10 protein-coding genes are annotated in these 10,210 nt (G+C 68.9%); 4 read left to right on the forward strand and 6 right to left on the reverse strand.

The window, feature by feature from the left end; genetic code table 11:
- The 4 genes from DSP71_RS17525 to DSP71_RS17540 form a co-directional block, all read left to right on the forward strand.
- Positions 1-953 (forward strand): thymidine phosphorylase (locus DSP71_RS17525; protein WP_258546523.1); only part of this gene is annotated, 953 nt, incomplete at its 5' end.
- Between the two features lie 50 nt (positions 954-1,003).
- Entirely contained in the window at positions 1,004-2,119 is a 1,116-nt protein-coding gene (locus DSP71_RS17530) for an adenosine deaminase (RefSeq protein ID WP_113681702.1), read from the forward strand.
- A gap of 2 nt (positions 2,120-2,121) precedes the next feature.
- Entirely contained in the window at positions 2,122-3,231 is a 1,110-nt protein-coding gene (locus DSP71_RS17535) for a polysaccharide deacetylase family protein (RefSeq protein WP_113681703.1), read from the forward strand.
- A 27-nt stretch (positions 3,232-3,258) separates the two neighbouring features.
- Entirely contained in the window at positions 3,259-4,164 is a 906-nt protein-coding gene (locus DSP71_RS17540; protein WP_113681704.1) for a carbohydrate kinase family protein, read from the forward strand.
- A 3-nt stretch (positions 4,165-4,167) separates the two neighbouring features.
- Here the strand turns inward: DSP71_RS17540 and DSP71_RS17545 are convergent, their stop codons facing one another.
- From DSP71_RS17545 to DSP71_RS24205, 6 genes are all read right to left on the reverse strand, one after another.
- Positions 4,168-4,911 (reverse strand): alpha/beta hydrolase, encoded by a 744-nt coding sequence (locus DSP71_RS17545; protein WP_046748948.1) that lies wholly within the window; start codon positions 4,909-4,911, stop codon positions 4,168-4,170.
- A gap of 79 nt (positions 4,912-4,990) precedes the next feature.
- Complete coding sequence (locus DSP71_RS17550; protein WP_113681705.1) at positions 4,991-6,283, reverse strand: NAD(P)/FAD-dependent oxidoreductase; 1,293 nt, start codon at positions 6,281-6,283, stop codon at positions 4,991-4,993.
- Between the two features lie 100 nt (positions 6,284-6,383).
- Positions 6,384-7,541, reverse strand: a complete 1,158-nt coding sequence (locus DSP71_RS17555) for a mannitol-1-phosphate 5-dehydrogenase (protein ID WP_046748950.1) — start codon at positions 7,539-7,541, stop codon at positions 6,384-6,386.
- Entirely contained in the window at positions 7,538-7,972 is a 435-nt protein-coding gene (locus DSP71_RS17560; protein ID WP_046748951.1) for a PTS sugar transporter subunit IIA, read from the reverse strand. Before DSP71_RS17560 ends, DSP71_RS17555 begins: the two co-directional genes overlap by 4 nt.
- A complete protein-coding gene (locus DSP71_RS17565) occupies positions 7,969-9,600 on the reverse strand; it encodes a PTS mannitol transporter subunit IICB (protein WP_113681706.1) in 1,632 nt (543 codons plus the stop codon). Before DSP71_RS17565 ends, DSP71_RS17560 begins: the two co-directional genes overlap by 4 nt.
- The coding region (locus DSP71_RS24205) for a putative PEP-binding protein (protein WP_309472631.1) at positions 9,597-10,210 on the reverse strand (614 nt) is incomplete at its 5' end. The genes DSP71_RS24205 and DSP71_RS17565, both read right to left, overlap by 4 nt.

The following is a 10,210-nucleotide window of genomic DNA, read 5'->3' on the forward strand; positions in this document are numbered from 1 at the left end:
TGAGCGGTCGCGGTCTCGGACACACCGGCGGCACGCTCGACAAGCTCGAGTCGATCCCCGGCTGGCGCGCGGCTCTCAGCAACGAGGAGATGTTCGCGCAGATGCAGGGCGACGTGGGCGCTGTCATCTGCGCCGCCGGCTCCGGGCTCGCTCCCGCCGACAAGAAGCTCTACGCGCTCCGCGACGTCACCGGCACCGTGGAGGCGATCCCGCTGATCGCCTCCAGCATCATGTCGAAGAAGATCGCGGAGGGGACGGATGCCCTCGTGCTCGACGTGAAGTTCGGATCCGGTGCGTTCATGCAGGACATCGACCGCGCTCGCGAGCTGGCGCGCACGATGGTCGCCCTCGGCACCGACTCCGGCGTCGCGACGACCGCCCTGCTGACCGACATGAACGTCCCGCTCGGCCTCGCGATCGGAAACGCGAACGAGGTGCGGGAGTCGGTGGAGATCCTCGCCGGTGGCGGACCCTCCGACGTGCGGGAGCTGACCATCGCCCTGGCGCGCGAGATGCTGGCCCTCGCCGGACAGCCGGACGCCGACGTGGAGGCCGCGCTCGACGACGGGCGTGCCATGGACACCTGGAAGGCGATGATCCGCGCGCAGGACGGCGATCCGGATGCCGAGCTGCCGACGGCACGGGAGACGCACCAGGTGCTCGCACCGGCCGACGGCGTCGTCACGCGCATGGACGCCCTTCCGTTCGGCGTCGCCGCCTGGCGTCTCGGCGCGGGTCGCGCCAGGGCGCAGGATCCCGTGATCTTCGAAGCGGGAATCGATCTGCACGCGAAGCCCGGCGATCGCGTCGTCGCCGGTCAGCCGCTGTTCACCCTCTCCGCCGCAGACGATGCTCGTTTCGGCCGGGCGCTCGACGCGCTCGATGGCTCGTGGGAGATCGGGGACGAGGCGCCGGTCACCGGTCCCATCGTCCGCGAGCGCATCACCTCGTGACGTCGGACCGCTAGCCTGATCTGAGCACATCCGCGACCGAGAGGATCACCATGTCGATCGATGCGAACGGCGACGTCACGCTTCAGGGAGTCTCCTTGCGGAGCCTGCCCAAGGTGTCGCTGCACGACCACCTCGACGGTGCGGTACGGCCCGCCACGATCATCGAGCTCGCGGATGAGATCGGACTGGACGTTCCCGAGTCGAAGCCTGCTGCTCTGGGTTCGTGGTTCGCGAAGCAGAGCGACTCGGGTTCTCTGGTCGAGTACCTCAAGACGTTCGACCTCACCACCGCCGTGATGCAGACCCAGGAGGGGCTCACCCGCGTCGCGCGCGAGTTCGTGCAGGATCTCGCCGCCGACGGAGTGATCTACGGCGAGGTGCGCTGGGCACCAGAGCAGCATCTGGCTCGCGGTCTCACGCTCGAGCAGACCGTGGAAGCCGTGCAGCAGGGCATCGAAGAGGGAGAAGACCTCGCCGACCGCTCCGGACGCAGCATCCGGGTCGGGCAGCTCATCACCGCGATGCGCCACACCGACCGCGCCCTCGAGATCGCCGAGCTCGCGGTCGACTTCCGCGGTCGCGGTGCGGTGGGCTTCGACATCGCGGGACCGGAGGACGGATTCCCGCCGTCGAACCACCGCAAGGCGTTCGACTACCTCGCCGAGAACTTCTTCCCCGTCACCGTGCATGCGGGCGAGGCGGCCGGCCTGGCCTCGATCCGCTCGGCGCTGCTGGACGGGCGCGCCCTGCGCCTCGGCCACGGCGTGCGCATCGCGCAGGACCTCCAGGTCATCACGCAGGAGGGCGACGAGGTGCAGGTGCAGTTCGGCGACCTCGCTCGCTGGGTGCGCGACCGTGAGATCCCGCTCGAGCTCTCGCCGTCGTCGAACCTGCAGACCGGAGCGATCGCCGCGTGGGGCGACACGATGGTGGATCACCCGTTCGACCTTCTCTACCAGCTCGGGTTCGCGGTGACCGTGAACGTCGACAACCGCACCATGAGCGCCACGTCTCTCACACGGGAACTCGCCCGGCTGGTCGAGACGTTCGAGTACGACCTCGACGACCTCGAGACGTTCCAGTTCAATGCGGCTGCTGCGGCATTCCTGCCCGTCGAGGAGCGCGAGGAGCTCGTGGAGATGATCGCCGAAGGCTTCGACGCCTGATCATGGCTTCCGGGGGGAAGAAACGGGCCGCACGAACCGCCGTCATCGTCGGCACGATCGCGGCGGCCGTCGTGGTCGGAGGAGGCATCGCCGCCTTCGCCTGGATGAACCGCACGCCGGAGAACACCGTCCCGAAGGCGCAGTCCATGGCGATCGAGCATCCGCTGACTCCCGCGGAGCAGATCGTCGCCGATGCGGACGACCCGCGCGCCTGCGCTGTCACGTTCTCGGGCGAGGGTGCGCCCACCGATCCGATGCTGCAGTTCCAGGACGACCTCTACCAGGGACTGCCGATCCCGCAGCTCGACGGCAGGGTGTTCGCCGGCTGGTACTCGAGCGCTGCGGACGCCGGGGCGCTCACCGTCGCCGCGCGTGTGAACGGCGCAGACCCCGTGGTGTGCGCCGATCAACAGGTCGAGCTCTTCGCGGCATGGAGGACGCCGGAGGACAACGCGGCGGAGAACGTGCGAGTGCCCATCCTGATGTACCACCAGTTCACGGCGAACCCGGAGGGGGAGAAGGGCTGGTTGCGGGGCAACTACGCCTACATCGGCGACTTCGACGCGCAGATGAACCACATCGCGACGACGGGGTTCTACCTGCCGACGTGGGACGAGCTCAGCGCCTTCATCGACGGTCGGCTCTCGCTTCCCGCCAAGAGCGTGATCATCACCGATGACGACGCCGACCAGTCGTGGTTCGATCTGGCGGTGCCGGTCGTCGACAGGTACAAGCTGCTCAGCACGTCGTTCATGATCACGGCCTACCGGCAGGATCCCGCGCCCTCGATCTACGTGCAGCGTCGCTCGCACACGCACGACATGCACCAGGCCGGAGACAACGGCAAGGGCCGGATGGTCAACTGGACGGCCGATCAGATCGCGGCCGACCTCACCACGTCGGCCGGCGTGCTCGGCGTGGGGCAGGTGGTCGCCTATCCGTTCGGGCACTACAACAACACGACCAAGCAGGGAGTCGCGCAGGCCGGATTCGAGATGGGACGCACCATCGAACCCGGTTACGTGACGATCGGCACCGACAAGCTCGCTCTCCCCGTCGTGCGCATCGACTACGGCATGGGGCTCGACGCGCTGGTCTCGCGCATCGGCTGAGGGCGGAGCACGCGGCAGGATGGTGCCATGCCCTCCTCGTCAGAGTCCGCCTCCGTCGTCATCGTCGGGCCGGCGTCATGGAACACGATCGTCGTGCTCGACCGGCTGCCGGAGCCGGTACCGCACATGCAGTTCGCCGAGAGCGCCTGGGAGACGGTCGGAGGCACGAGCGCGGGCAAGGCGCTCAGCCTGACCGCGCTGGGCAGGTCTGTCCGGCTCCACGCCACCGCCGGGGTGGACAGGGAGGGCGTACACGTCCGAGAGGCCCTACGTGCCGCGGGGGTGCCGGTGGACTGGCATGACGGTGTCACGGAGCGGCATCTCAATCTGATGACGCGCGCGGGTGAGCGGGTCTCGCTCTACCTGGCCACGCCGGGGGAGACGACGGGTGAACACGACCGGCTCGCGCACGGGGAGATGGCGGCAGCCGACGCCGTCGTGCTCGACCTTGCGGCCGAACCCCTGCGCCTGCTGCCCCTGGCCCGGTCGACCGGTACGCCGATCTGGGTCGACGTGCACGACTACGACGGGTCGGCGGACTACCATCGGCCTTTCCTCGACGCCGCCGACGCGGTGTTCTGCAACGCCGACAGACTCGACGACCCGATCGGGTTCCTCCGATCACTCATCGCGGAGAGAACCCGTCTGGCCGTCTGCACTCTGGGCGCGGACGGTGCCGTCGCGGTCGACGAAGACGGCACCGTCCACCGGGTTCCTGCAGAATCCGTCGATGTCGTCGACACGAACGGGGCGGGAGATGCCTTCCTGGCTGGGGTGCTCGATGCGCGGCTCGACGGAGCCGACGTCCCTACCGCCCTCCGGGCGGGAGCACGGTCAGCGGCGACGGCGCTGCGAACGCGACACCTGCATCCGTTGCTCGACCCCGTACTCGACCCCGTGCTCGACCTCGGGTTCGACCCTGTGGGGGAGTGAGGCTCAGGGGGCGAGCGGGGCGAGGAAGTCTCCGGCGAGACGCGTGACCTCCGCATGCATGTCGTCGCTCGAGATGGTCGGGGTGCCGTCGCCGTCCTGTGGACCGTAGTCGCCGAAGGAGGCGTGAGATGCGCCCTCGATCTCGACCAGGTCGGCATCGCCGGGCAGCTCGGGCCGGGCATCCGCGATCTTCTGGGGCGTGGACAGCCCGTCCTCGCTCCCCGCGAGGCTCAGAACGGGCAGGTCGCTTCCGGAGAGGTCGTTCGCGCAGTAGGACGCGAACAGCACCAGCGCGTCGGCATCGGACGCGAGCTGACAGGCACGCACCCCGCCCAGTGAGTGGCCGCCGACGCTCCACACGTCGATTCCGGGGGCCGCGGAGGTGAACGCGTCGAGACCGCGCGGGTCGAAGAATGCCAGGTTGAGCCATGGGCGCGTGATCACGACGGTGACCCCGTCCTCGGCCAGGCCCTGCAGGATGGCCGCGTATGCCCACGGGTCGACCTTGGCTCCGGGGATGAACACGAGGCCGAGGTCCGAGTCTCCGTCCGCGGGAGCGAGCACGATGCCCTGGTCGGCGTCGGTCACCGTGATCGCCGGGTTCTCGCGCACGGCCGCGAGCGGTTCCGGCTCCGCGGACATGACGCCGATCTGGCTCCAGGCGAGTACACCGCCGACGGCGAGCACGAGCACGATGGCGATGCTCCACAGCACGCGCCTCAGGATCCGGTGGGACTTCTTCTTCACGGGACAACGCTACTCCGCGCGGTGACCCGGTGATGCACGACGGCGCTCTCGCAACGGCGACCCGCGACGGCGGCTGCGCTCAGGCCGGCACCTCGAGTGCGCCCTTCTCCCGTCGCACGGCCGTGCGGTAGGCGTCCTTGTTCACGTAGTAGGCCATCCGGTCGAGGCCCAGGTAGTGGTAGCCGCCGGTGACATCCGGCCACGGGGTCTCGGTCACGCGTCGGCGGAAGCGTGCGGCGCGCGTCGGCTCCTCCTCGGCGGCGCTCAGATAGGCCGCCAGCAGCTCGGCCTGCTCGTAGCGGCCCTGCCAGCCGATGCCGGAGGCTTCGATCATGCCCATCACGTAGAGACCGTTGAACGACGACGGGAACACGTTCAGGAACAGTCGCGGCGAAGCGCCTCGCCAGTGCAGGTGCTCCCTGTCGACGAACGGATAGTCGAGCGTGTACCCGGTGGCCAGCAGCACGAGGTCGTAGTCGTCGGCGCCGCCGTCGCGGAAGTGCACGGTCGGCCCGTCGAACCGGTCGACGTCGGCGCGGATCCGCAGATCGCCCTGCCCGAGGTGGTTCAGGATCAGGGTGTTCACGATCGGGTGCGACTCGTAGATGCGGTAGTCGGGCTTCGGGAATCCGAAGCGCACGGGGTCGCCCGTGAAGGCGCGCAGCACGCGGCTGTCGAGCGCCTGCTTGATCCTGGCGGGCAGTGGGCGGCCCTGGTTCAGGGTGTCGCTGGGTCTTCCGAACAGGTAGCGCGGCACGAAGTAGTAGCCGCGCCGCACGCTCATGTCGACGGACACCGCATGATGCACGGCGTCCACCGCGATGTCGCAGCCGGAGTTGCCCGCGCCGATCAGCAGCACCCGTCTGGACTTCAGCTGCTCCGGCGACTTGTAAGCGCTCGTGTGCAGCAGTTCGCCCGTGAACTCGCCGGAGAAGGAGGGAACGTTCGGCCGGGCGAGCGTTCCGTTCGCCAGCACGACACCCGTGTACCACCGGGTCTCGACGCCGTCGGGGCCGGTGCTCGTGAGATCCCATCCGCCATCGCGCGGTTCGAGCCGCGTCACGCGCGTGTCGAACCGGAACAGAGCGGTGAGGTCGAAGTGGGCGGCGTAGTCCTCGAAGTACTCCTTGAGAACGCGGTGACCCGGGTAGTCGACCGAGGAGCGCATGGGGAACTCGGTGAACTCCGTCGTGGTCCGCGAGGAGATGAGGTGAGCCGACTCGTACATCGTGCTGCGGGGATTGTCGATGTCCCACAGGCCGCCGACGCCGTGCGAGGCCTCATACCCGTCCACGCCGATCCCGCGCTTCTGCAGCGCTCGTGCGGCGGCGAGGCCCGATGGTCCCGCACCGATCACGGCATATCCGTTCATGTGGCTCCCGCACCTCGCTGTCCTCCCGCACGCCGTCGTGTCGAGAAACGCCCCCGCCCACCGATGGTATCGGCAGACGGGGGCGTCTCTGAGCGAGGGGTCAGACAGCTCCCAGACGCTGTTGCCTGGCCGCGACGGCGTCCCGGATCAGCGGGAACAGCGGGTGCTCCGGGTCGAGGCCTGTCGTGGTGGTGGTGAACGCGGCAGGGTCCTCGGCACGGAGCAGCTGCTGCAGTTCGACAGACTGCTCGTCGGCGGGATCGTCGAACTCGAGCGCTGCGGACACGGCGGCGACCAAGGCGTCGGTGGGCAACCCCCGCTCTGCGGCCATGGCCGCCGGGCCAACGAAGCGCTCATGCCGTGAGATCTTCCGCAGCGGCTGACGTCCGACGCGCTGCACGGTGTCGACGAGCGCGGGGTTGCGGAAGCGCTCCAGGATCGTCGCGCGGTAGTCGGCGAGGTCTGCCGGGTCGAGCCCGTGCTCGGCGACCAGGACGGCCGACGTCTCCTCGAGCGCCGCCGAGACGCTCGAGGAGATGTCCGAGTCGGCGAGGGCGTCCGAGATGCGCTCGATGCCCGCACGCGCCCCGAAGTACGCGGTCGCCGCATGGCCGGTGTTCACCGTGAACAGCTTGCGTTCGATGTACGGCGCCAGGTCGTCGACGAAGTGCGCGCCGGGGATGTTCGGCAGCGCGCCCTCGAAGGGTCCCGACTCGATGGCCCACTCGAAGTAGGGCTCGACCGTCACGTCGACCCCCGATCCCTCCGGCTGCGCCGGGACGATGCGGTCGACGGCCGTGTTGGCGAAGACCGCGCGCGCGAGCAGCGTCTCTGCATCCGCGCCCGCTGCGGCGACGATCTCCCGCCGCAGCAGCTCCGTTGCCCCGATCGCGTTCTCGCACGCCATCACCTGGAGCGGCGCGGAGTCCGGACTGCGCAGGGCGAGTCCGGCGACGATCGACGGAGCCACGAACCGCAGCACCGTCGGGCCCACCGCGGTCGTGACGACATCCGCGGTGGCGACCTCCTCGGCCACCGCGGCCGGATGCGTCCTGCTGTTGACCGCGCGGAACCCGGTCACGACGTGATCGGTCCCTCCGGGGCCGGCCTCGTGCACCGTGTACGAGTCGACCTCGTTGATCGCGTCGACGAGCGCATCGGCGACGTCCGAGAAGACCACCTCGTACCCGCCGTCGCTCAGCAGCAGACCGACGAACCCGCGCCCGATGTTGCCCGCCCCGAAGTGGACCGCCTTCATCCTTCGTTCACCTCCGAGAGGAGGGCGTAGAGCTCCTCGGCGGTCTGTGCCGCCGACAGCCTGGCGACATCGTCCTCCTCGGAGAACAGGATGGCGATGCGGGAGAGGATCTCCAGGTGCTCGTCCCCGACGCCGGCGATGCCGATCACGAAGGTCGCGGGCTCGCCGGACCAGTCGACGCCCCCGTCATAGCGGACGACCGACAATGCGGAGGCGAGGATCGTGTCCTTCGCCTCGTTCGTGCCATGCGGTATGGCGAGGCCGTTGCCCATGAAGGTCGACACCGTCTCCTCACGCTGCCGCATCGCGTCGACGTAGGCCGGGGTGACCGCACCGGCGGCGACGAGGATGTCCGTCGCCTCCTGCAGAGCCTCGTCTCGTGTCGCACCACCGGGGTGGATGCGGACCTGATCCTGGGTGAGGACGCTCATTCTGTTTCCTTTCGCTGCTCGCGCACCATCTCGACGACTTCTTCGTAGCGGGGCGAGTTCATGAAGTTGTCCACGGAGACGTGGACGGAGTTCGGCGACTTCGCCTCGGCGCGCTCGGTGAGCTGCTGCTGGGTGATGACGACGTCAGCCGTTCCGTCGAGGTTCGCGATCGCCTGGTTGGTGACCGTGATGTCCTCGATGCCGGCCTTCTTGAGCTTGTTGCGCAGCACGCTCGCGCCCATGGCGGACGAGCCCATCCCGGCGTCGCAGGCGAACACGATCCGCTCGATCGGTGCGGAGATCACGGTCGCGCTCGTGGCGGTCGCGGCTTCCGGAGCCGCGGATGCCGTCGACGTGCGCAGCGCGTCCATCGCGGCGGACGACTTGCCCTTGTTGGCCTCGGTCTGTGCGATCGCGGCGCCGAAGGTGTCGCCCTCGGCCTCGAGGTCGCGCTTGCGGGAGGCCCGCAGGATCACGCCGGTGATGAGGAAGGTCACGGTCGCTGCGACGATGACCGAGAGGTAGACGACCAGGAGGTTGCCGACTCCCGGGCCGATGGCCGCAGCCGTCACGGCGATGATGCTTCCCGGTGCTGCAGGGAAGGCGAGACCCCCGCCGAGGACCATGTTCGTGGTGACCCCGGCTGCACCACCCGCGATGAGGGCGAGGATCGTGGTCGGCTTGCTGAGGGCGTAGGGGAAGTAGATCTCGTGGATGCCACCGAAGAACTGGATGATCGCCGCGCCGGGAGCGGATGCCTTCGCCGCACCGACCCCGAAGAAGGTGAAGGCGAGGAGCAGACCGAGGCCGGGCCCGGGGTTCGCCTCGATGAGGAACAGGATCGACTTGCCGGTCTCGGTCGCCTGCTCGATGCCGAGCGGGGTGAACACGCCGTGGTTGATGGCGTTGTTCAGGAACAGCACCTTCGCGGGCTCGACGATGATCGATACGAGCGGAAGCAGCTGCAGCGAGACCAGCCAGTCGACGGCCGTGCCGAGCGCGGCGCTGATGCCGAGCATCACGGGGCCGAAGGCGAAGAAGCCGAAGATCGCGAGCAGCATGCCGAGGATACCGGCGGAGAAGTTGTTGACCAGCATCTCGAAGCCGGGCTTGATCTTGCCGTCCCACAGCCGGTCGACCTGCTTCATGACCCAGGCGGCGAGGGGGCCCATGATCATGGCACCGAGGAACATCGGGATGTTCGTGCCGACGATCACGCCGACGGTGGCGATCGAGGCGACGACGCCTCCGCGCTCGCCGTAGACCATGCGGCCGGCGGTGTTCGCGATCAGCAGCGGCAGCAGGTACGTCACCATCGGGCCGACCAGTCCGACGTAGGCGAGGATGTTGCCGTCCGCGCCTTCAGCCACGGCGGTCATCGCGCCCTGCCAGCCGATGATGACGGAGTCGCCGCCACCGCCGAGGATCTCGGACACGCCTGCCCAGTGCCAGCCGAACGGGCTCTCCGCGCCGAAGAACCCCTTCGGGATGAACAGCATCGTGATGAAGCCCCAGGCGATGAAGGCGGCGATGTTGGGCATGATCATGCCCGAGAGGAATGTGCCGAAGCGCTGCACTCCTACGCGCAGGCCGCCGGGTCTGGTGGCGGCAGGTGACGTCGTCGTCATGATGTCGTCTCTTTCTTGTGGAGGGGGAGTTCCGCGGCGAGGGCTGCCACGGCGTTTCGGGCGGAGGAGGCATCGTCGGCGGCCAGGGCGGCCTTGGCGAGACTCCGCGCCTCGGACGGGGTGCGCTCGGACAGCGCATGACGGACATCGGCCAGGGCGGCAGGCGCCATCGACAGGCTCGTCGCGCCGAGACCGACCAGCACCACGGCGAGCAGCGGATCGGCGGCGGCTTCGCCGCAGATCCCGACGGGTTTGCCGAGTCGGGCACCTGCATCGCCGACCTCGCGGACGAGGCGGAGGACGGCAGGGTGCCAGGGGTCCTGGAACCCTGCGACCGAGCCGAGCATCCGGTCGGCAGCCATCGTGTACTGCGTGAGGTCGTTGGTGCCGATCGAGGCGAAGTCGGCGTGCGCGAGCACGCGATCGGCGAGCAGAGCGCTCGCCGGGATCTCGACCATCACTCCCGCGGTCTTCAGCCCGTACTCGCGTGCGAGTCCCGTGAAGTAGACGGTCTCCTCGACCGTTGCGACCATGGGAGCCATCACCCAGAGATCGGCCTCGGTCACGGCGGCGGCCTCGGCGAGTGCGGTGAGCTGCTCCCGCAGGATGT

It is taken from the genome of Microbacterium sp. H6, from assembly GCF_003314775.1.
Classification (GTDB): Bacteria; Actinomycetota; Actinomycetes; order Actinomycetales; family Microbacteriaceae; genus Microbacterium; species Microbacterium oxydans.

What these genes read in the sequence shown, in the direction of transcription:
- DSP71_RS17530 (WP_113681702.1), top strand. Translation starts at nt 1,004, where the DNA reads ATGTCGATCGATGCGAACGGCGACGTCACGCTTCAGGGAGTCTCCTTG.
- DSP71_RS17535 (WP_113681703.1), top strand. Translation starts at nt 2,122, where the DNA reads ATGGCTTCCGGGGGGAAGAAACGGGCCGCACGAACCGCCGTCATCGTC.
- DSP71_RS17540 (WP_113681704.1), top strand. Translation starts at nt 3,259, where the DNA reads ATGCCCTCCTCGTCAGAGTCCGCCTCCGTCGTCATCGTCGGGCCGGCG.
- DSP71_RS17550 (WP_113681705.1), bottom strand. Translation starts at nt 6,283, where the DNA reads ATGAACGGATATGCCGTGATCGGTGCGGGACCATCGGGCCTCGCCGCC.
- DSP71_RS17555 (WP_046748950.1), bottom strand. Translation starts at nt 7,541, where the DNA reads ATGAAGGCGGTCCACTTCGGGGCGGGCAACATCGGGCGCGGGTTCGTC.
- DSP71_RS17560 (WP_046748951.1), bottom strand. Translation starts at nt 7,972, where the DNA reads ATGAGCGTCCTCACCCAGGATCAGGTCCGCATCCACCCCGGTGGTGCG.
- DSP71_RS17565 (WP_113681706.1), bottom strand. Translation starts at nt 9,600, where the DNA reads ATGACGACGACGTCACCTGCCGCCACCAGACCCGGCGGCCTGCGCGTA.